The organism is Pseudomonas sp. B15(2017) (genome assembly GCF_002113215.1).
Lineage (GTDB): Bacteria > Pseudomonadota > Gammaproteobacteria > Pseudomonadales > Pseudomonadaceae > Aquipseudomonas.
On record NZ_NEJZ01000004.1, the window covers coordinates 145,070 to 166,054 of the forward strand.

Sequence of the window (20,985 nt, forward strand, 5' to 3'; positions counted from 1 at the left end):
TTTCCCTTGGCCTTGCTGTCTCGTCGTCAGTACTTGAGCCGGATGGATCGTTTCCAGCATGGACGTTCGGCGCGAACTTTAGGGCGTGAGGGGCCTGAGATCAACTAAAAATGTCGCGTTTTTGCACGCTTCTGACGTGCGTCGCGGATATCACTCTTTGTAGCCGACCGAGATGACGGTCAGATGTTCCGCAGTAATTTTCTGGTGTTAAAAATACCTGCACGTTCGATGCTGATGTGCACCAAGTCTCAGGAAAGTACGATCACTTCAACATCGGCGACGTTAGCTGCGAGAAGGGGCGGTGCGGGGGGATTTATGAATTTACGCTGACACCGTCGGACGGATTCGGCCATTTGATGTGTTGATATTTATTGCCGGCTTGGCGTTGGCAATGAGGCCCCGGCTTTCAGGTTCCTGTGGTCGAAAAAAAAGGGCTGTTGAACAGCCCTTTTGCATTTTGTCAGGCCACCGTTTCGGCCGGTGACACGATATTGGTCTTCATTCCGCGCGATCGACCCGAACTCAGGTACGCCGCAATCGACTCCTGGGTGACCTCGCCGAGGAATACCCGCTCGGCATCCATCACCGGCAACCAGGCACGATTGAACTCGTACATCCGCGACAAGAGGATGCGCAAATGCTCGTCGTACGCCGCCGTGGCGTTGAACTCGCGCAGGAACTGGGCACAGGTGCCGGTCTGGCGATGCAGGTCGCGACGGCGCACATAACCCAGTGCCTTGTTCTCGGCGTCGGTGACGACGACATAGCGGCGGTCATGCTCGTCCATCAACTCCAGCGCATCGGCCACCGGGGTTTCCGGGCTCACCGATGGCGCGTTGTCTGCCGCGTCTTCGGCTTTCACCAGTAGCAGGCGTTTGAGGGTGCTGTCCTGGCCGACGAAGTTGCTGACAAAGTCGTCTGCCGGATGCGCCAGCAGCGTGTCCGGATGATCGATCTGCAACAGCTTGCCGGCGCGGAAGATCGCGATCTTGTCGCCCAGTTTGATCGCTTCGTCGATGTCGTGGCTGACCATGATCACGGTCTTGTTCAACGCGCGCTGCATCTCGAAGAACTCGTTCTGGATCATTTCGCGGTTGATCGGGTCCACCGCACCGAACGGTTCGTCCATCAGCAACAGCGGTGCATCCGCGGCCAGCGCGCGGATCACGCCGATCCGTTGCTGTTGGCCGCCGGACAGTTCGCGCGGGTAACGATGCAGATACTGCTTGGGCTCAAGCTTGATCATGCTCATCAGTTCGCGGGCGCGGTCGTGGCATTTCTGTTTATCCCAACCGAGCAGTTTCGGCACGACGACGATGTTCTCTTCGATGGTCATGTTCGGGAACAGACCGATCTGCTGGATCACGTAGCCGATGTTGCGGCGCAGGGTCACTTCGTCGAGGTCGGTGGTGTCTTCGCCGTTGATCAGGATCTTGCCGGAGGTCGGCTTGATCAGGCGGTTGATCATTTTCAGCGTTGTGCTTTTGCCGCAACCCGATGGCCCGAGGAACACACAGATTTCGCCTTCATTGACGGTCAGGCTTACCGAGTCCACGGCTTTCACATCTTTGCCGTTGCTTTGGAAGGTCTTGCTGAGGTTTTGAAGTTCGATCATTTGAGGAGTCCTTTTGGAGTCAGCGAACGTTGCAGCCACTGCAAAATGAGGTCGGCGAAAATCGCCAGAAGACTGACCAGCAGCGCGCCGACGATGAGCATCGACATGTCGCTGCGGCTGATGGAGGCGAGGATCAGCACGCCAAGGCCGCCGGCGCCGATGGTCGCGGCGATGGTCATCACGCCGATGTTCATCACCACGGCGGTGCGTACGCCCGCGAGGATCACCGGTACCGCAATCGGCAACTCGACCATGCGCAGGCGCTGGCCGAAGGTCATGCCGATGCCGCGAGCAGCTTCGCGGATGCCCGGCTCGACGCCGGTCAGGGCGAGGTAGGTGTTGCGCATGATCGGCAGCAGTGAATAAAGGAACACCGCCGTGATTGCCGGCATCGGGCCGAGGCCCTGGCCGAATTTCGAATAGAACGGCAGCAGCAGACCGAACAGGGCAATCGACGGCACGGTGAGCAATACCGTGGCGCTGGCCTGCAAGGGACCTGCGAGCGTCGGAAATCGAGTCATCAAAATCCCCAGCGGCACGCCGATGAGGATTGCCAGACTGACGGCGATGCCGACCAGGGTGATGTGCTGCCAGGTCAGGTGCATCACCTGCTGCCAGTCGAGGTGGGAAAAGGCGTTCAAAAATTCCATGACTTTTCCTCCTTTAATTCAGTGGATGCTGGCGCAGGAAATCGGCAGCGACTTTCGACGGGCTTTCGTGATCGACATCGACCCGCGCGTTGAGCTGGCGCATGGTTTCGTCGTCGAACAGTTCAGCCAGCGGCTTGAGTTGCTCCGCCAGTTGCGGATGGGCGTCGAGGTAGGCCTGACGCACCACAGGAGCGGCGGTGTAGTCCGGGAAGTAATGCTTGTCGTCCTCCAGCAGCTTCAGGCCGAAAGCATTGAGGCGACCGTCGGTGGTGTAGACCAGACCGGCAAACACCTGCCCGTTGCGCAGCGCGGTGTAGACCAGGCCTGCGTCCATCTGTCGGATGTTCTTGCGGGTCAGGTTCATGTCGTAAAGCTTGACCATGCCGTCCAGACCGTCGGAGCGGTTGGCGAACTCGGTGTCCAGCGCGACCAGGTGGTTGGTCTTGGCTTCAGCCTTCAGCACGTCGTTCAACTGGCTGATATTGCTGATCTGCGGATATTCCTCGGCCACCTTTTTCGGCAGGGCGAGGGCGTAGGTGTTACTGAATTTCGACGGCGTGAGCCAGACCAGGCCTTTTTTCGCGTCGAGTTCTTTTACCCGGGCGTAGGACTGTTCGCTGTCGAGTTTCTCGGTGACATGGTTGTAGGCCACCAGCGACACACCGGTGTATTCCCAGAGCATGTCCAGCTGTCCGCTTTCGTGGGCGCTGCGGGCCAGGTTGCTGCCCAGGCCGCCGGTGATCCGCGCGTCGTAACCTTTGCTGCGTAGGTATTGCGCGGTGATTTCCGCGAGCAGCGTCTGCTCGGTGAATACCCGGGCGCCAAGACGGATAACGGGCTTTTCAGCGGCTTGCGCCAATCCCGCGAACAGCAGGGCGCAGCCTAAGATCAAGCTAAGTCGTTTCATGTTCATTCCTTCGCAAGAGCCTTAAGACGGGCGCAAACCGCGTTCCAGCCAGAGACGGCTGGCGAGGGTGACCACGCCATCGAGCAGCAGGGCCAGCAGCGCGGTGCACGCGGCGCCGAGCAGCAGTTGCGGCTGATTGTTCAGGGCGATGCCGGGGAAGATCAGGCTGCCAAGGCTGTTGGCGCCGATCAGGAAGGCCAGCGGTGCGGTACCGACGTTGATCGCCAGCGCGACCCGCACACCGCCGACGATGATCGGCACGGCGTTGGGCAATTCGACTTTCCACAACACCTGACGCGGCGTCATGCCGATGCCGACGGCGGCTTCTTTCAGCGAACCCTGAACGTTTTTCAGGCCTTCATAGGTGTTGCGCACAATCGGCAACAGCGAGGCGAGGAACAGAGCGAAGATCGCCGGACCGCTGCCGATGCCGAGAATCCCCAGGGCAATCGCCAGCACGGCCAGCGGAGGCACGGTATTGCCGATATTGAAGATCTGCATGAAGCGTTCAGCGCGGCCGACCATGCTCGGGCGGCTCAGGAAGATACCGGCGGGGATGCCCACGACCAGGGCGGCCAGCATTGAAGCGAGGACGAGAATCAGATGAGCTTGCAGGTAAAACAACAAATCGTCGCGGTAGTGTTCGATCGTGTTGATGCCGATCCAGTGGACCAGCAGGGCCAGGAGCGCGATCACCACCGCACCTCCCATCAGCCCTTTGCCATAGCGGATAGCCACAGGCGGACTCCTTTTTTTAGTCGGCGAACGCAGCTCCGCGTGGCATGCCATTCCTGGCTGCCGGAGTCAGCGTTCGCGAGAAGCGGCTTTTTTTCAGCCCGGCAAAAACGGTCTGAAAGCGAGCCATGAGCGCAGCCTCGTCAGGCTAACTTGCTGATTTTTCAGCCCCTGACGAATTGTCGTAACAGGGGATGGACGTCTCCGTGCTTTAAAAGGTTCCCATCCGAGGCAGCATTTGGCCACCCTTAATGTGCTCAACGGTTCGGTTATTGAATCGAGTTGGGCTATAATCGCCGCCCTTTTTTGAATCACCGCCAGGCGATTTCCCATGACCAACCAGGCCGCCGAAGTCGCGAAACGCCGCACTTTCGCCATTATTTCCCACCCCGATGCCGGTAAAACCACCATCACCGAAAAGCTCCTGTTGATGGGCAAGGCGATTGCCGTGGCCGGTACGGTGAAATCCCGTAAATCCGATCGCCATGCGACATCCGACTGGATGGAGATGGAGAAGCAGCGGGGTATTTCCATTACCACCTCGGTCATGCAGTTCCCGTATCGCGAACACATGATCAACCTGCTCGACACCCCGGGCCACGAAGACTTCTCCGAAGACACCTACCGCACCCTGACCGCGGTGGACTCGGCCCTGATGGTCCTCGACGGCGGTAAAGGTGTAGAGCCGCGGACCATCGCGCTGATGGATGTCTGCCGTCTGCGTGACACGCCGATCGTCAGCTTCATCAACAAACTCGACCGTGACATCCGCGACCCGATCGAACTGCTCGACGAGATCGAGGCCGTCCTGAAGATCAAGGCGGCGCCGATCACTTGGCCGATCGGTTGCTACCGCGATTTCAAGGGTGTGTACCACCTGGCGGGCGATTACATCATTGTCTACACCCCTGGCCACGGCCACGAACGCACCGAAACCCGGATTATCGAGAAGCTCGACTCCGACGAAGCCCGCGCTCACCTGGGCGACGAGTACGACCGCTTCCTCGAGCAGTTGGAACTGGTGCAGGGCGCCTGCCATGAGTTCAACCAGCAGGAGTTCATCGACGGTCAACTGACCCCGGTGTTCTTCGGTACCGCACTGGGCAACTTCGGGGTCGACCACGTACTCGACGCCGTGGTCGACTGGGCCCCGCGCCCGCTGCCGCGTGTGGCCAACGAGCGCACCGTGGAGCCGGTGGAAGAGAAGTTCTCGGGCTTCATCTTCAAGATCCAGGCGAACATGGACCCGAAACACCGCGACCGCATCGCCTTCATGCGTATCTGCTCCGGCAAGTACGAGAAAGGCATGAAGATGCGCCATGTGCGTACCGGCAAGGACGTGCGCATCGGCGACGCCCTGACGTTCTTCTCCTCTGAGCGCGAACAGCTGGAAGAAGCGTACGCCGGCGACATCATCGGCCTGCACAACCACGGCACGATCCAGATCGGCGACACCTTCACCGAAGGCGAAGCCCTGGGCTTTACCGGTATCCCGCACTTCGCCCCGGAACTGTTCCGTCGCGTACGTCTGCGCGACCCGCTGAAATCCAAGCAACTGCGCCAGGGCCTGCAACAGCTGGCCGAAGAAGGCGCGACCCAGGTGTTCTTCCCGGAGCGCACCAACGACATCATCCTCGGCGCCGTCGGTGTGCTGCAGTTCGATGTGGTCGCCAGCCGCCTGAAAGAGGAATACAAGGTCGAGTGCTCCTACGAGCCGATCACCGTGTACTCCGCGCGCTGGATCGAATGCAGCGACAAGAAGAAGCTTGAGGAATTCTCCAACAAGGCGGTGGAAAACCTGGCACTGGACGGCGGCGGTCACCTGACCTACCTCGCCCCGACCCGGGTCAACCTGGCCCTGATGGAAGAGCGCTGGCCGGACGTGAAATTCCGTGCAACCCGTGAGCACCACTAAGCGCTGACTGGTGAGACCCGAAAGCCCACTGATAAAACAGTGGGCTTTTTTTTGCGTGCTGATTAAGTATGCGAACTCATTCAATTCGGGCGCCGAGCGTCCGGTCGATCAACAAGGGAGCAATCGAATGACAGGGAGGCTCGCTCATCTGCTTCGGCCCAACGGTTATTTCAGCCTGATGGCCTGGGTGCTGGCGGCGCTGCTGTTCATCAATCGCCTGAGCAGCATGGTCAAGCTGTTCATGGCGTTGTACTTGCGCCAGGAACTGGGGCTGGCGATCGAAACCGTCGGCTGGCTGCTGTCGGCGTATGGCGGTGGCTTGCTGATCGGCTCGATGCTCGGCGGGTGGCTCAGCGACCAAGTGCGCACGGCGCGACTGACGGCGGTGCTGTTTTTCATCTCTGCGTGGGTTCTGGTGTTGCTGGGGCTGGTCACGCAAGTGCCGTTGCTGGCCGGGTTGCTGTTGCTCAGCGGCACGCTCGACGGCGCGATCCGTACGCTGCATCAACGCTTGATCATGGAGTATTGCGAGGTTGGGCAGCGTCCACGGGCGCAGGCGTTGAGTCGCATCGCCAGGAACCTCGGGATGGCCGCTGCCGGTGTGGCGGGCGGTGTTCTGGCGCAAGTGGATTTTCGTTGGGTGTTTTTCATCAGCGCCGGGCTCACGCTGCTGGCGCTGCTCTGGTTTGTTCGCACGACCTGGCGCCGGCCGGTGCTGGACGCTGAGGAGGCGCCGCAGGCGCAATCGAGTGCGGGCCTGCCGTATCGCGACAAGCCATTCCTCTGGCTGCTGGCAGCGACCCTCCTTCTGGGTATGGCGTTCGACACGGTCTACAGCACCTTGGGCAACTACCTTCGCGACTATTACCGCTTGAGTACCGAGGCCATCGGCTGGCAGTTCGCGATCAATGCGATTCTGGTCGTGGCTTTGCAGATTCCCATGTCGCACTGGGGGGAACGCTGGGGCGCGCGCCGGCCGTTGATCGCCGGTTGTGTGCTGCTGGCGGTCGGGCTCGGCATGTTGCCGCTGGGTTCCGGGTTGTTTTATGCCTGCCTCTCGACCGTGATCTGGACGCTGGGGGAGGCATTGTTCATGCCACCGTTGAACGTGCTGGTGATGCAACATGCGCAAACCGGAAAAAGCGGTCGCTATTTCGGCCTGTTCTTCATGGCCTGGAGTGCGAGTTCGCTGCTGTCGCCCGTGCTCGGCGGGCAGCTTTATGGCCAGTTCGGGGGCCACAGTGTCTGGCTGGCGAGTGCCGCGCTGGCCTTGCTGTCTATGCCGCTGATTTATCAGGCGACCCGAGTTCGACCCGCAAGAGGCGCAGGCGCTTAGCTGATCCGGTTATGGACGTTATTCGAAAGCGGTCTGTCCAGGCACGGCATTTCCGGGCGTTGGTTAGCGTCCCATCTGGTGAACCCGGCTGATCGGAACTAGATTTCAATCAGCGTCAGGTCAGGCATGAATTTCTCACCTGGAACAGGATGGAATCGGCTATGAAAAACAGGTTGCTACGCGTTTTGTTGCTGTTGAAAGTGATGGTGATGCTGTCCCTCGGCACCGCGACGGCCTGGGCCGAGTGCGAGGATCACGATACTCAGGCCTTTAGCGGGCCGGTCGGGCACAGCGCGCTGATGCTGGCCAAGTCCGAGTCCGAGCCGGGCGATCAGGGCCAGGGCGGCAGTGCCGACGATGACGACGACACCACCGATGAGCCGGACACCGACGATCCGGACGAAGGTGACAGCCAGACGTAGATTCCGGGCAAAAGAAAACCCCTTCTTTCCCGATCGATGCGCAATCGAGGCAGAAGGGGTTTGGGCAACTCATCAACAACCCGCCCCGGAAAACGGGGCGGGTTTTTTCATGCCGCGCCGTCGAGGAACTGCTCGGCGTAGTGGCACGCTACCTGACGGGTGTCGAGCTGGCGCAGGGCCGGCTCTTCGCTGCTGCAACGCGCGGTGGCGTACGGGCAGCGCTTGTGGAACGCGCAGCCAGGCGGCGGGTTCAGCGGGTTGGGCAGCTCGCCGACGATCTTGATTTTCGGCTTGTCCGGATCCGGATGGATAGTCGGCGTCGCCGACAGCAGCGCCTGGGTGTACGGGTGCAGAGGACGGGCATAGATGTCCTCTTTCGGACCGATTTCCACCGGACGACCGAGGTACATCACCATCACGTCATCGGCCACGTGCTGCACCACCGCCAGGTTGTGCGAGATGAACACGTAACCGGTGTTGAACTCCTGCTGCATGTCCATGAACAGGTTCAGCACCTGCGCCTGGATCGACACGTCCAGCGCCGAGGTCGGTTCGTCCGCCACCAGCACTTTCGGTTGCAGCATCATGGCGCGGGCCAGCGCGATACGCTGACGCTGACCGCCGGAGAACATGTGCGGATAACGCTGGTAGTGCTCGGGACGCAAGCCGACCTGCTTCATCATCGCCTGGACTTTCTCGCGACGCTCGGAAGCACTCAGGTTGGTGTTGATCAACAGCGGCTCGGCCAGTTGATCACCGATTTTCTGCCGTGGGTTCAATGAGGCGTACGGGCTCTGGAACACCATCTGCACGTCTTTGCGCAGTTGTTTGCGCTGGGCCTTGTCGGCACCTGCCACTTCCTGCCCGGCGATTTTCAGGGAACCGGACGACGGCTCCTCGATCAGGGTCAGGGCGCGGGCGAGGGTGGATTTGCCGCAGCCCGATTCACCAACGACGGCGAGGGTCTTGCCGGCTTCCAGCTCGAACGACACGCCGTTGAGGGCGCGCACGGTGGCGTGGCCCTTGAACAGGCCGCGGGAGACTTCGTAGTGACGGGTCAGGTCGCGGGCGGTAAGTACGACGGCCATTACGCCACCTCCTGGTTCAGCGGATAGAAGCAGCGGGCGAGGCTGTGGCTTTTCGGGTCAAGGGTCGGACGCTGCGCGCGGCAGCTGTCCTGCACGTACGGGCAGCGCGGCGACAGCAGGCAGCCCTGCGGGCGGTCGTAACGGCCGGGAACGATGCCTGGCAGTGTGGCCAGACGCGCGGCACCCTGGCTGTGTTCCGGAATCGCCTTGAGCAGCGCTTCGCTGTACGGGTGGGCCGGGATGTCGAACAGTTGCGGCACCTGACCGACTTCAACGGCTTGACCGGCGTACATCACGCACACGCGCTGGGCGGTTTCAGCCACGACGGCGAGGTCGTGGGTGATCAGCACCAGGCCCATGTTCTGCTCTTTCTGCAGCGCCAGCAGCAGGTCCATGATCTGGGCCTGGATGGTTACGTCGAGTGCAGTGGTCGGCTCGTCTGCGATCAGCAGTTTCGGCTCGCCGGCAATTGCCATGGCGATTGCCACGCGCTGGCTCATGCCGCCGGACAATTGGTGCGGATAGGCATCCATACGGCTGGCGGCGCCGGGGATCTCAACCTTTTCCAGCAGCTCGATGGCGCGCTTGCGGGCGGCCTTGCCGGACATTTTCAGGTGCAGGCGCAGCACTTCTTCGATCTGGAAACCGACGGTGTAGCTCGGGTTGAGCGCGGTCATCGGGTCCTGGAACACCATCGCCAGGTCTTTGCCGACGATCTGCCGACGCTGGCGGTTGTTCAGCTTGAGCATGTTCTTGCCGTCGAAGCTCAGCGAGTCGGCAGTCACGATGCCCGGGTGCTCGATCAGGCCCATCAGCGCCATCATGGTCACCGACTTGCCGGAGCCCGACTCGCCCACGATCGCCAGGACTTCGCCCTTGTCGACTTTCAGGTCGAGGCCGTCGACCACCGGTGTGGCGTTCTTGTCGCCGAAGCGAACGTTGAGATTCTTGATTTCTAACAGTGACATGGGAATCTCCTCAGGCGGCGTTCTTGAGTTTCGGGTCCAGCGCATCGCGCAGGCCGTCGCCCATCAGGTTGATTGCCAGCACGCTGAGCAAAATGGTCAAACCAGGCAGACTCACCACCCACCAGGCGCGTTCGATGTAGTCGCGGGCCGAAGCCAGCATGGTGCCCCACTCAGGGGTTGGCGGCTGGACGCCGAGGCCGAGGAAGCCCAGGGCGGCGGCATCGAGGATCGCCGAGGAGAAGCTCAGGGTCGCCTGCACGATCAGCGGTGCCATGCAGTTCGGCAGCACGGTGATGAACATCAGGCGTGGCAGGCCGGCACCGGCCAGGCGCGCGGCGGTCACGTAGTCGCGGTTCAGCTCACCCATCACGGCAGCACGGGTCAGACGCACATAGGACGGCAGCGACACCACGGCAATCGCGATCACGGTGTTGATCAGGCCTGGGCCGAGGATGGCGACGATCGCCACGGCCAGCAGCAGCGATGGCAGAGCCAGCATGATGTCCATCAGACGCATGATGGTCGGGCCGACCACTTTCGGGAAGAAGCCGGCGAACAGACCCAGCAGGATCCCGGGAATCAGCGACATCACCACCGACGACAGACCGATCAGCAGCGACAGGCGCGAGCCCTGGATCAGACGCGACAGCAAGTCGCGACCCAGTTCATCGGTGCCGAGCAGGAACTGCATCTGCCCGCCTTCGAGCCACGCCGGCGGCGTCAGCAGGAAGTCGCGGTATTGCTCGCTCGGGTTATGCGGGGCGACCCACGGCGCGAAAATCGCGCAGAAAATCACCAGCAGCATGAACAGCAGGCCGGCGACGGCGCCCTTGTTTCTGGCGAATGCCTGCCAGAACTCTTTGTACGGTGACGGGTACAGCAGACTTTGATCCACGGCGGTGGCGGCGGTGACTACTGAGGAAGTTGGAGTGCTCATGGGTATTGACCTCAGCGCTGATGACGGATGCGTGGGTTGGCAAAGCCGTAGAGGATGTCCACCACGAAGTTGACCAGAATCACCAGGCAGGCGATTAACAGGATGCCGTTTTGCACAACCGGGTAGTCCCGGGCGCCGATGGCTTCGATCAGCCATTTACCGATGCCGGGCCAGGAGAAGATGGTTTCGGTCAGGACCGCGCCAGCGAGCAGGGTACCGACTTGCAGGCCGACCACGGTCAGTACCGGAATCAGCGCGTTGCGCAGGCCGTGCACGAACACCACGCGCGACGGCGACAGGCCTTTGGCCTTGGCGGTACGGATGTAGTCTTCACGCAGGACTTCGAGCATCGACGAACGGGTCATCCGCGCGATCACCGCCAGCGGAATGGTGCCCAGCACGATGGCCGGCAGGATCAGGTGGTGCAGGGCATCGACGAACGCGCCCATGTCATCGGCCAGCAGGGTATCGATCAGCATGAAGCCGGTGCGCGGCTCGATGTCGTAAAGCAGGTCGATCCGCCCGGACACCGGGGTCCAGCCCAGGCTCACCGAGAAGAACATGATGAGGATCAGGCCCCACCAGAAGATCGGCATCGAATACCCCGCCAGGGAGATGCCCATCACCCCGTGGTCGAACAGGGATCCTCGCTTGAGGGCCGCGATCACCCCGGCCAGCAGGCCCAGGATACCGGCGAACAGCAGGGCGGCCATGGACAGTTCCAGGGTCGCCGGGAAGAGGGAGGTGAACTCGGTCCATACGCTCTCACGGGTGCGCAGGGATTCGCCGAGGTCGCCGTGAGCCAACTTGCCGATGTAGTCCAGGTACTGGGCGTACAACGGTTTGTTAAGACCGAGGCGTTCCATTGCCTGAGCGTGCATTTCGGGGTCGACCCGACGTTCGCCCATCATCACTTCCACGGGGTCGCCGGGAATCATGCGAATCAACGCGAAAGTCAGCAAGGTGATGCCGAAAAACGTGGGGATCAATAACCCCAGTCGGCGGGCAATAAAACTAAACATCGTGTGTGGTACCTCATCAGCCGGTTAGGCGTGCCCGGCGACCCTGGGGTCAGGGAGGCCGGGAGTTTTCTTATCTACTTCACCTGGGTGGTGGCGAAGTTATTGGTTGTCAGAGGGCTGATGTGATAACCCTCTACGTTGTTGCGCATTGCGGTGAACATGCGGGTATGGGCCATGCTGATCCATGGCTGATCCTGATTGAACAGCACTTGAGCCTGTTCATACAGCTTGGCGCGTTCGGCCGGATCTACTTTAGCCCGTGCTTCGTCGAGCAGGGCCTGGAATTTCTCGTTGCACCAGCGAGCGTAGTTTTCGCCGTTCTTGGCGGCTTCGCAACTGAGCATAGGCGTCAGGAAGTTATCCGGGTCGCCGTTGTCGCCCGCCCATCCGGCCGAAACCATGTCGTGCTCGCCGGCCTTGGCGCGCTTGAGCATCTCGCCCCATTCCATCACCCGGATGTCGATCTTGATTCCGACTTTCGCCAGGTCAGCCTGCATCATCTGCGCGCCGAGCATCGGGTTCGGGTTGGTCGGGCCGCCGCCGTTGCGGGTGAACAGGGTGAAGGTGGTGCCTTCCGGTACGCCGGCTTCCTTGAGCAGGGCGCGGGCCTTGTCCAGGTCACGTGGCGGGTTTTTCAGCTCGTGGTTGTAGCCCAGCAGGGTCGGCGGGTACGGGTTGACCGCAACGGTCGCGTTGCCTTTGCCGAACAGGGCGTTGACGTAGGCTTCCTTGTCGAAGGCGATGTCGATCGCTTTGCGCACCCGCACGTCGCTGATGTACTTGTGCTGGGTGTTCATGGCGACGTAGGAGACAGTCATCGCATCCAGTTCATCGACTTTCAGGTTGCTGTCTTTCTTGATGCTCGGAATGTCATCCGGTTTCGGGTACAGCGCGATCTGGCACTCGTTGGCCTTGAGTTTCTGCAAGCGCACGTTGTTGTCGGTGGCGATCGCCAGGATCAGTGCGTCAGCCGGGGCCTTGCCACGGAAGTAGTCCGGGTTGGCCTTGAAGCGTACCTGGGCGTCCTTGTTGTAGCGCTGGAAGATGAACGGCCCGGTGCCGACCGGTTTGCTGTTCAGGTCGCCGGTCTTGTTGGCCTTGAGCAACTGGTCGGCGTATTCGGCCGAATAGATCGAGGAAAACGCCATGGCGATGTCGGCCAGGAACGGCGCTTCACGACGGGTCAGGGTGAACTTGACGGTGTTGTCGTCGACTTTCTCGACGCTTTTGAGCAGTTCCTTGAAACCCATGCTTTCAAAGTACGGGAAGCCCACGCTCGACAGCTTGTGCCACGGGTGATTCGGGTCCAGCTGACGCTGGAAACTCCAGACCACGTCGTCGGCGTTCATGTCGCGGGTCGGCTTGAAATATTCGGTGGTGTGAAACTTGACGCCTTTGCGCAGGTGGAACGTGTAGGTCAGGCCGTCTTCGCTGATGTCCCAGGATTCGGCCAGCGCCGGAATCACTTCGGTGGTGCCCGGCTTGAAGTCCGCCAGACGGTTGAACACCGTTTCAGCTGCCGCATCGGCTGTGACTGCAGTCGTGTATTGGACTATATCGAAGCCTTCCGGACTGGCTTCGGTGCAGACCACCAAGGGTTTGGCCGAGACGCCGACAGCGACACTCAGCAACGCAGCCGCGATGGCCGCACGTAGGGGAAGCATTTTCATCAAGAACCCTCTGCAATCGGTTGAAGACAAAAAGCCGAACGGCCGACTCGTCACTGAGTCAGCCGTCGGCTGGCGTTTTTACAGGATGTTGAATGGAACGGTGGTCACCAGACGGAACTCGTTGATGCTGCCGTCAGCCTGGTTTTCGCTCGCACGATGCGCGGTGTAGGTCGCGCGAACGGTGGTGGCTTTCAGCGGACCGCTCTGTACGGCATAAGTGGCACCGATGCCGTATTCATAGTGGTGTTCGCCGTCCATCGACTGCACGCCATCGTAGCCGCCACCCTTGTAGTGAGTGCCGTCGATGCCCCAGCCGCGGGCCTGGTAGATGTTGAACTTCAGGCCTGGCACACCGTATTCGGCCATGTTCAGACCGTAGGCCACCTGGAAGGATTTCTCGTTCGGGCCGTTGAAGTCCGACAGCAGGGAGTTGGCCAGGTAGATGCCGTTGGTTTCGTGCAGGTAGTCGAAGTACTCGTTACCGTTCACTTCCTGGTAGGAGAAGGTCAGGGTATGCGCCTGGTGAGTCAGGCCGAACGACAGGGAATAGGTGTCGTTGTCGATTTCACCCAGTTTCTTCTTACCTTCGTCCACGGTCTTGTAGTAGTTCAGACCGGTGGTCAGAGCCAGCACCGAGCTGTCACCCAGCACGTGGGTGGCGCCGAAGTAGTACTGGTTCCACAGGTCTTCGGCCTGGGTGCCCCACAGGCTGGTGGTCAGGCTGGCGAACGGCTGGTACGAGATGCCGCCGGTGTGGACGTGGTCGGCTTCGGCATCGATCGCGCCGTATTCGGAGCGGAACTTGCTCAGGCTTTCTTCGGTACGCGGCGAAACGCGGTCGAACGAGGCCAGGTCGAAGGACAGATTGTTCAGCTCTTCGCTATGGATCGCGATACCTTCGAAGCTCGATGGCAGCGGACGGTTGCCAATCACATCAACCTGCGGGCTGCTGAAGTTCATGCGGCCGGCGGTCAGGGTGGTGTTGGAGATGCGTGCCTTGACGTTGGCCAGGCCGACTTTGCTCCACTGGCCCTGGGCTTCGCCGCCTTCACGGGTCAGGGTACGGTTGTTGCCCGCGCCCGGACGGGTGCCTGGTGCGCCGCCATTGTTGGCCGCCAGGTTCTCGCGGTCACGTTCCAGCGCGATGGCGTTGTACGCTGCCACTTCGGTGCTGAAACCGACGGTGCCTTCGGTGAAGCCCGAGTTGTACTTGACGATGGTGCCTTGCACCCAGTTGATACGGCGGTCGGTCGGGGTGGCCACGCCATCCTTGCGATAGGTGAACTTGCCGCCGCGCTTGAGTTGTTCGTTGGCGTACCAGTTACGGGTCGAGCCGCTGATTGTGGAGCCTTCGAGGAAGCCGGTGGCTTCGGCCTGGGCGCTCTTTTCATTGACGGTCACCGGGGTGAACGCCTGGCTTTGGGTTTCCGCGTAAGCCGTGGCGGTGATGCTGCTGATGGCCAAGGCCAGTATCGCGGTATTGCTCAGTTTCATGGGTGAAGCTCCTTTACTTTCTTTTTATGCCGGCTTTTTTGGGTTGGCCGGTTATTGGTTTAGAACTCATTCACACATCGCAAACGTTTGCAAAAGGCCTGAATGGCGAATTTCGGCAAAGCGCTTGCGTGAGGGGGTAGACGGCCCCCTCAGCGTTGCGGCTAATCGGTTGTTTGTTTAATCGATGCTGACACCCGAAAACACGTTGCGACCGAACGGGCTCACCTTGAACCCTTCGACTTTGGCGCTCAGCGGCTGGTTGACCGTCGAGTGGGCGACAGGCGTGATCGGCACTTGCTGCTTGAGCAGTTGTTGGGCCTGTTTGTAGAGCACGGTGCGCTGGTCGCGGTCGGTGACGACCTTGGCCTGCTTGATCAGCTTGTCGTAAGCCGGATCGCACCACATGGAGTAGTTGTTGCCGCCGATGGCATCGCAGCTGTACAGCGTGCCGAGCCAGTTGTCCGGATCCCCGTTGTCACCGGTCCAGCCGATCAGGCTGATGTCGTGCTCGCCATTCTTGGTGCGCTTGATGTACTCGCCCCATTCGTAGCTGACGATCTTCACTTTCAGACCGATTTTGGCCCAGTCAGCCTGGAGCATTTCGGCCATCAGTTTGGCGTTCGGGTTGTACGGACGTTGTACCGGCATCGCCCACAGGGTGATCTCGGTGCCTTCCTTGACGCCGGCAGCCTTGAGCAGCTCTTTGGCTTTTTCCGGGTTGTAGGCGGCGTCCTTGATGGTGTCGTCGTAGGACCATTGGGTCGGCGGCATGGCGTTGACGGCCAGTTGGCCGGCGCCTTGATAAACCGCGTTGAGAATCCCCTGTTTATTCACCGCCATGTCCAGTGCCTGACGCACTTCGAGCTGGTCGAACGGCTTGTGGCGCACGTTGTAGGCGATGTAGCCGAGGTTGAAGCCCGGCTTCTCGATCAATTGCAGTTTCGGATCGTTCTTCAGTGCCGGTACATCGGCCGGACGCGGGTGCAGCGTGATCTGGCATTCGCCGGCCTTGAGCTTTTGCACGCGTACCGAAGCATCGGTATTGATCGCGAAAATCAGGTTTTTCAGCTTCACCCGGCTCTGATCCCAGTAATGCGGGTTGCCGGTGTAGCGGATGTTCGAGTCTTTCTGATAGCTCTTGAACACGAACGGGCCAGTGCCGATCGGCTTCTGGTTGATGTCGCTCGGTTTGCCTTCGGCCAGCAGCTTGTCGGCGTACTCGGCGGACAGGATGGCGGCGAAGCTCATGGCGATGTTCTGGATGAACGCGGCGTCGACGCTGTTGAGCGTCATGACCACGGTCAGCGGCCCGGTCTTCTCGACCTTGGCGATGTTCTTGTTGAGGCTCATCCCGTTGAAATACGGGAACTCGGTCGGATAAGCCTTACGGAATGGCTGTTGCGGATCGAGCATGCGGTTAAACGTGAACAGCACGTCATCGGCATTGAAGTCGCGCGTGGGTTTGAAGTACGGCGTTGTATGAAACTTCACACCTTCGCGCAGGTGAAAGGTGTACTTGAGACCATCCTCGGAAATATCCCAGCTGGTTGCCAGGCCCGGTACGACATTGGTCGCGCCTTTTTCGAACTCGGCCAGCCGGTTGTACAGCGGTTCGGCGGCGTCGTTATCGGTCGCCGTTGTGTACTGCGCGGTATCGAAACCGGCCGGGCTGCCTTCGGAGCAGAACACCAGACTGTTGCTGGCGGCGAAACTGGCGGACGCGGCGGTCAACAGACCGGCGCCCAGCAATGCGGAAAAAACCAAGGTATGGCGCATGACGCTCCCTCTTTTTTTAGTGTTGTTCAATGCGCCGCGATCCCGTCCAGGGAAGTTGTGGCGGCATCGAGTTCAAACCAATACGGCAGCAAAACCGATGGTCCACGCAGTCACTGGTCAGAACCCGACGGTAGGGGCCGTGGGTCTGGCAGTAAATGCGCTGAGTCCTAAAGACTCGTAGGAAAAGGCAACACGTCCTGAACCAACCCGGTAAGACCGGTTGGAAAAGTTTGTAGGCAGATTCCTAACTTCTCGGCAAAAAAAACAGCGGCGACGCTGAAAACGTCGCCGCTGCTTCTTTTATTTGCTGACGCTGACGCCGTAGAAGGAGTTCAAGCCGAATGGGCTGATCTTGAAGTCCTGCACGTTGGCGCGCATGGGTTGATACACCGTCGAGTGAGCGATAGGTGTCATAGGGACTGCATCTTTGAGGACGTGCTGCGCCTCTTTGTAGAGTTCGGTGCGCTTGGCCTGGTCAGTGGTGCGCTTGGCTTCTTTCACGAGGCCGTCGAATTTCTTGTCGCACCATTTGGAGAAGTTGTTGCCGCTCAGGGAGTCGCAACCAAACAGCACGTTGAGCCAGTTGTCCGGATCACCATTGTCACCGCTCCAGCCAATGATCATCGCCTGGTTCTCGCCACCCTTGGAGCGCTTGATGTACTCGCCCCATTCGTAGCTCTGGATCTTCACTTTCAGGCCGATCTTGGACCAGTCGGACTGGAGCATTTCAGCCATCAGCTTGGCGTTCGGGTTGTAGGGACGCTGCACCGGCATCGCCCACAGGACGATCTCGGTACCTTCCTTGACGCCGGCTTCCTTGAGCAGCTGCTTGGCTTTCTCGGGATCGTACTTGGCGTCCTTGATGGTGGTGTCGTAGGACCACTGGGTCGGCGGCATGGCGTTGACGGCCAGTTGTCCGGCGCCCTGGTAAACCGAGTCGATGATCTGAGGCTTGTTGACCGACATGTCCAGTGCCTGGCGAACGCGCAGGTCGGCCAGCGGGTTAGGCTCGTTGCTGCCCTTGACCTTGTCCATCACGTTGTAGGCGATGTAGCCCAGGTTGAAACCGGCCTGGTCCGGCATTTTCAGCGCAGGGTCGGCTTTCAGTGCGGCGAGGTCGGCCGGACGCGGGAACAGGGTGACCTGGCACTCGTTCTTTTTCAGCTTCTGGATACGTACCGACGGGTCGGTGGTGATGGCGAAGATCAGGTTGTCGATCTTCACGTCTTCAGGCTTCCAGTAGTCCTTGTTGCCGGTGTAACGGATGTTGGAGTCTTTCTGGTAGCTCTTGAACACGAACGGACCAGTGCCGATCGGCTTCTGGTTGATGTCGGCAGCCTTGCCTTCCTTCAGCAGCTGGGCTGCGTACTCGGCGGACTGAACAGACGCGAAGCTCATGGCCATGTTCTGGATGAACGCGGCGTCGACTTCTTTGAGGGTGAACTTGACGGTGTGGTCGTCGACTTTATCGATCTTGGTGATGTTGGTGTCCATCCCCATGTCGGTGAAGTACGGGAATTCGGTCGGGTACGCCTTACGGAACGGGTCATCCTTGTTAATCATGCGATTGAAGGTGAACAGCACGTCGTCGGCGTTGAAGTCACGAGTCGGCTTGAAATACGGGGTGGTGTGGAACTTGACGCCTTCACGCAGGTGGAAGGTGTAAGTCAGGCCGTCATCAGAAATGTCCCACTTGGTCGCCAGACCAGGAACAACGGCGGTGCCGCCGCGCTCGAACTGGGTCAGACGGTTGAACATGGTTTCGGCTGAGGCGTCGAAGTCGGTTCCGGTGGTGTATTGGCCTGGGTCGAAACCGGCCGGGCTGCCTTCGGAGCAGAACACCAGGTTAGTCGCAGCGGAAGCGAAAGGTGCGGAGGCTAACAAGCCTGCGCCGACTAAAAACGGAATGACCGCGTGTTTAAGCATGTTGGCCTCATGATTTGTTGTCATTTTTTAGTAGTGAGGTACGACCTCGTGAGTCGTGCCTGCGGATACTTATGCAGGGCCCATACCCAATGCAAGATCCAGAGCGCTCGGCGGCGTCAAAGCGTGGCACGAACGTACCTTAATGTCGCATCCGTATAACTTCTGACGCATTTGACCGTTTGCGGCCGGTTTTTACGGTGCAAACGAAGCCCCAAAACGGTGCGCCGGTCACGTTGTGCGCGCCGGATTGGGGCCGGGTGTTACTTATTTATACCCACCCCGTAAAAGGGGGTTAGACCGAACGGGCTGATCTTGAAGTCGGTGACTTCCTTGCGCAGTGGCTGGAACACCGTGGAATTGGCGATCGGCGTGATCGGCACCTGCTGTTTGAGGATCAGTTGCGCCTGTTGATACAGTTTTACCCGTTGCGATTTATCGGTGGACACCTTGGCCTGCTGCACCAGCTTGTCGTAGGCCGGATCGCACCACTTGGCGTAGTTGCTGCCTTTCACCGCGGCGCAGCTGTAAAGCACGCCCAGCCAGTTGTCCGGGTCGCCGTTGTCACCGGTCCAGCCGTAGATCATCGCGTCGTGTTCGCCATTCTTGGCGCGCTTGATGTACTCGCCCCATTCATAGCTGACGATGTTGGCCTTGATCCCGATCTTCTCCCAGTCCTGCTGGATCATCTGCGCCGACATCCGCGCATTCGGATTGGAGGCGCGCTGCACGGTCATGGCCCAGAGGTTGATGGTTGTACCCGGTGCAACCCCGGCTTCCTTGAGTAGCGCCCTGGCTTTTACCGGGTCGTGCGGCGCGTCTTTTATGTTCGGATCGAACGACCATTGCGCTGGCGGCAAGGCGTTTTGCGCCAGCTGCCCGGCACTCTGATAAACCGCTTTGATGATCGCGGGTTTGTCGATGGCCATGTCCAGCGCCTGGCGCACTTTGAGCTGATCCAGCGGTGGATGAGTGGTGTTGTAGGCGAGAAAGCCGAGGTTGAATCCGGCCTGCTTCAATACGCGCAAGTTCGGGTCTTTTTCCATCACTTCAATGTCGGCCGGGCGCGGGTAGCCGCTGACCTGGCATTCGCCGGTCTTGAGCTTTTGCAGGCGTACGGCGGCGTCCGGGGTGATCGAGAACACCAGGTTATCGAGCTTCACGTCCTCGGGTTTCCAGTAGTCCTTGTTCGCCACGTAGCGGATCTGCGCGTCCTTCTGGTAGCGCTTGAACACGAACGGGCCGGTGCCGACCGGTTTCTGGTTGAGGTCGGTGGCGTGGCCTTCCTTCAGCAGCTGCGCGGCGTATTCGGCCGATTGCACCGAGGCAAAGCTCATGGCGAGGTTTTGCACGAACGCGGCGTCAACGTTGTTCAGATTGAAGCGCACGGTGTTTTCGTCGAGCTTTTCCACGGATTTGATTGTGCTGTTCAGGCCCATGTCGGTGAAGTACGGGGATTCGGCAGGGTAGGCCTTGCGGAAGGCGTTTTCCGGGTCGAGCAGGCGCTGGAAGGTGAACAGCACGTCATCGGCGTTGAAGGTGCGGGTCGGGGTGAAGTAGTCGGTGGTGTGGAATTTTACGTTTTGGCGCAGGTGGAAGGTGTATTGGAGGCCGTCCGGGCTTACGTCCCAGCTTGTGGCCAGGCCCGGTTCGATGTCGGTGCTGCCGCGTTTGAATTGGGTGAGGCGGTTGAAGACGGTTTCGGCGGAGGCGTCGAAGTCGGTGCCGCTGGTGTATTGGCTGGGGTCGAAGCCTGCGGGGCTGGCTTCGGAGCAGTAGACGAGGGTTGTTGCTGCGTTGGCGATGGGGGTTATGGCGGTCAGGGCCAGGGTGATCAGGAGTGGTTTTAGGGTGGTTCTTTGCATGTCTGGCCCGTGGGTCTGGAGGTGGTTGTTCCTTGAGGTTAGCGGGGATTTGAGGGGGATCGGAAATATCGTTTTTTGAGGGGATGCGTCTATCTCGGTATATCTGGGCTTGTGTACATATCCGTTGCTGCGGTAACGGCTTCTTAGGGTTCCGCCCTTACGGCGGGTCACTTTTTACAAACGCCTAAAAAGTAACCAAAAACGCTTGCTCCTGCGTTCGGCCCCTCGCTAAGGCTCGGGGTTCCTTCGCTCCGGGATTTATCCGGGGGGCATCGCCTACGGTTTGCTTCGCTGCACCTCCTCTCGATGTGTTTGGCTTCGCCAAACGGTCGCTGCGCTCCCACCCCCGGATAAATCCCTCCACTCAGCCTTCCGACGTCGCCCGTGGATCAAGATCAAAAGCTGCAGCCGAGCTAACGCTCATCCTGTTGAGTGGTGGTGGGGCAACAGCTAGAGCGGTTTGTGTGCTTTTCGGATTTTGAATTCACCTTCGATATCTCACGTCGGCGTATTTCATTTAAACGACGCGGTCAGTCCCCTCTCCCTCCGGGAGAGGGCTAGGGTGAGGGCAGCTTTTGATCGTTCCCACTCGCGTGGGAATGCAGCCCGGGACGCTCCGCGTTCCATTTTCGAATGTTTAAAGATGTGTGGGATTCACCGAA

Annotated in this window: 16 protein-coding genes; 3 read left to right on the forward strand and 13 right to left on the reverse strand. The window is 60.0% G+C overall.

Annotated elements, in window-relative coordinates:
- Positions 1-460: 460 nt before the first annotated feature.
- The 4 genes from CAF73_RS08395 to CAF73_RS08410 are packed head-to-tail and all read right to left on the reverse strand — an operon-like array spanning position 461 to position 3,883.
- The gene (locus CAF73_RS08395; RefSeq protein WP_085702450.1) at positions 461-1,615 is read right to left on the reverse strand and encodes a betaine/proline/choline family ABC transporter ATP-binding protein; all 1,155 of its coding nucleotides are present in this window, start codon (positions 1,613-1,615) and stop codon (positions 461-463) included.
- A complete protein-coding gene (locus tag CAF73_RS08400; protein WP_085698416.1) occupies positions 1,612-2,265 on the reverse strand; it encodes an ABC transporter permease in 654 nt (217 codons plus the stop codon). The genes CAF73_RS08395 and CAF73_RS08400 overlap by 4 nt, the downstream gene beginning before the upstream one ends.
- A gap of 13 nt (positions 2,266-2,278) precedes the next feature.
- A complete protein-coding gene (locus CAF73_RS08405) occupies positions 2,279-3,172 on the reverse strand; it encodes a glycine betaine ABC transporter substrate-binding protein (RefSeq protein ID WP_085698417.1) in 894 nt (297 codons plus the stop codon).
- A gap of 21 nt (positions 3,173-3,193) precedes the next feature.
- On the reverse strand, positions 3,194-3,883 hold the full coding sequence (locus CAF73_RS08410) for an ABC transporter permease (RefSeq protein ID WP_166554532.1): 690 nt from the start codon (positions 3,881-3,883) through the stop codon (positions 3,194-3,196).
- 355 nt (positions 3,884-4,238) lie between these two features.
- On the opposite strand from CAF73_RS08410, the gene CAF73_RS08415 reads away from it, so the two are divergent.
- From CAF73_RS08415 to CAF73_RS08425, 3 genes are all read left to right on the forward strand, one after another.
- Positions 4,239-5,822, forward strand: a complete 1,584-nt coding sequence (locus CAF73_RS08415; protein WP_085702451.1) for a peptide chain release factor 3 — start codon at positions 4,239-4,241, stop codon at positions 5,820-5,822.
- 127 nt (positions 5,823-5,949) lie between these two features.
- Positions 5,950-7,158: an MFS transporter gene (locus tag CAF73_RS08420; RefSeq protein ID WP_085702452.1), complete on the forward strand. Its 1,209-nt coding sequence runs from the start codon at positions 5,950-5,952 to the stop codon at positions 7,156-7,158.
- Between the two features lie 161 nt (positions 7,159-7,319).
- Positions 7,320-7,580, forward strand: a complete 261-nt coding sequence (locus CAF73_RS08425; RefSeq protein WP_085702453.1) for a hypothetical protein — start codon at positions 7,320-7,322, stop codon at positions 7,578-7,580.
- 107 nt (positions 7,581-7,687) lie between these two features.
- On the opposite strand, the gene CAF73_RS08430 is transcribed toward CAF73_RS08425, so the two are convergent.
- From CAF73_RS08430 to CAF73_RS08470, 9 genes are all read right to left on the reverse strand, one after another.
- Positions 7,688-8,668, reverse strand: coding sequence for a peptide ABC transporter ATP-binding protein (locus CAF73_RS08430; protein WP_085698421.1), 981 nt, complete (start codon positions 8,666-8,668; stop codon positions 7,688-7,690).
- Positions 8,668-9,636 carry an ABC transporter ATP-binding protein gene (locus CAF73_RS08435; RefSeq protein WP_085698422.1) on the reverse strand — a complete coding sequence of 323 codons (969 nt, stop codon included), beginning with the start codon at positions 9,634-9,636 and terminating at the stop codon, positions 8,668-8,670. The genes CAF73_RS08430 and CAF73_RS08435 overlap by 1 nt, the downstream gene beginning before the upstream one ends.
- A 10-nt stretch (positions 9,637-9,646) precedes the next feature.
- Positions 9,647-10,573: an ABC transporter permease subunit gene (locus CAF73_RS08440; RefSeq protein ID WP_085702454.1), complete on the reverse strand. Its 927-nt coding sequence runs from the start codon at positions 10,571-10,573 to the stop codon at positions 9,647-9,649.
- Between the two features lie 11 nt (positions 10,574-10,584).
- Positions 10,585-11,595 carry an ABC transporter permease subunit gene (locus CAF73_RS08445; protein WP_085698424.1) on the reverse strand — a complete coding sequence of 337 codons (1,011 nt, stop codon included), beginning with the start codon at positions 11,593-11,595 and terminating at the stop codon, positions 10,585-10,587.
- A 74-nt stretch (positions 11,596-11,669) separates the two neighbouring features.
- On the reverse strand, positions 11,670-13,265 hold the full coding sequence (locus tag CAF73_RS08450; RefSeq protein ID WP_085698425.1) for an ABC transporter substrate-binding protein: 1,596 nt from the start codon (positions 13,263-13,265) through the stop codon (positions 11,670-11,672).
- A 78-nt stretch (positions 13,266-13,343) separates the two neighbouring features.
- A complete protein-coding gene (locus CAF73_RS08455) occupies positions 13,344-14,759 on the reverse strand; it encodes an OprD family porin (RefSeq protein WP_085702455.1) in 1,416 nt (471 codons plus the stop codon).
- A 177-nt stretch (positions 14,760-14,936) separates the two neighbouring features.
- Complete coding sequence (locus CAF73_RS08460) at positions 14,937-16,535, reverse strand: ABC transporter substrate-binding protein (protein ID WP_085698427.1); 1,599 nt, start codon at positions 16,533-16,535, stop codon at positions 14,937-14,939.
- A gap of 300 nt (positions 16,536-16,835) precedes the next feature.
- A complete protein-coding gene (locus CAF73_RS08465; RefSeq protein ID WP_085698428.1) occupies positions 16,836-18,461 on the reverse strand; it encodes an ABC transporter substrate-binding protein in 1,626 nt (541 codons plus the stop codon).
- A 260-nt stretch (positions 18,462-18,721) separates the two neighbouring features.
- The gene (locus tag CAF73_RS08470) at positions 18,722-20,323 is read right to left on the reverse strand and encodes an ABC transporter substrate-binding protein (protein ID WP_085702456.1); all 1,602 of its coding nucleotides are present in this window, start codon (positions 20,321-20,323) and stop codon (positions 18,722-18,724) included.
- Positions 20,324-20,985 lie beyond the last annotated feature (662 nt).

Bases quoted from the DNA above. Each gene is read 5' to 3' on its own strand.
- CAF73_RS08395 (WP_085702450.1), bottom strand. From the start codon at position 1,615: ATGATCGAACTTCAAAACCTCAGCAAGACCTTCCAAAGCAACGGCAAA.
- CAF73_RS08400 (WP_085698416.1), bottom strand. From the start codon at position 2,265: ATGGAATTTTTGAACGCCTTTTCCCACCTCGACTGGCAGCAGGTGATG.
- CAF73_RS08405 (WP_085698417.1), bottom strand. From the start codon at position 3,172: ATGAAACGACTTAGCTTGATCTTAGGCTGCGCCCTGCTGTTCGCGGGA.
- CAF73_RS08410 (WP_166554532.1), bottom strand. From the start codon at position 3,883: ATGGGAGGTGCGGTGGTGATCGCGCTCCTGGCCCTGCTGGTCCACTGG.
- CAF73_RS08415 (WP_085702451.1), top strand. From the start codon at position 4,239: ATGACCAACCAGGCCGCCGAAGTCGCGAAACGCCGCACTTTCGCCATT.
- CAF73_RS08420 (WP_085702452.1), top strand. From the start codon at position 5,950: ATGACAGGGAGGCTCGCTCATCTGCTTCGGCCCAACGGTTATTTCAGC.
- CAF73_RS08425 (WP_085702453.1), top strand. From the start codon at position 7,320: ATGAAAAACAGGTTGCTACGCGTTTTGTTGCTGTTGAAAGTGATGGTG.
- CAF73_RS08430 (WP_085698421.1), bottom strand. From the start codon at position 8,668: ATGGCCGTCGTACTTACCGCCCGCGACCTGACCCGTCACTACGAAGTC.
- CAF73_RS08435 (WP_085698422.1), bottom strand. From the start codon at position 9,636: ATGTCACTGTTAGAAATCAAGAATCTCAACGTTCGCTTCGGCGACAAG.
- CAF73_RS08440 (WP_085702454.1), bottom strand. From the start codon at position 10,573: ATGAGCACTCCAACTTCCTCAGTAGTCACCGCCGCCACCGCCGTGGAT.
- CAF73_RS08445 (WP_085698424.1), bottom strand. From the start codon at position 11,595: ATGTTTAGTTTTATTGCCCGCCGACTGGGGTTATTGATCCCCACGTTT.
- CAF73_RS08450 (WP_085698425.1), bottom strand. From the start codon at position 13,265: ATGAAAATGCTTCCCCTACGTGCGGCCATCGCGGCTGCGTTGCTGAGT.
- CAF73_RS08455 (WP_085702455.1), bottom strand. From the start codon at position 14,759: ATGAAACTGAGCAATACCGCGATACTGGCCTTGGCCATCAGCAGCATC.
- CAF73_RS08460 (WP_085698427.1), bottom strand. From the start codon at position 16,535: ATGCGCCATACCTTGGTTTTTTCCGCATTGCTGGGCGCCGGTCTGTTG.
- CAF73_RS08465 (WP_085698428.1), bottom strand. From the start codon at position 18,461: ATGCTTAAACACGCGGTCATTCCGTTTTTAGTCGGCGCAGGCTTGTTA.
- CAF73_RS08470 (WP_085702456.1), bottom strand. From the start codon at position 20,323: ATGCAAAGAACCACCCTAAAACCACTCCTGATCACCCTGGCCCTGACC.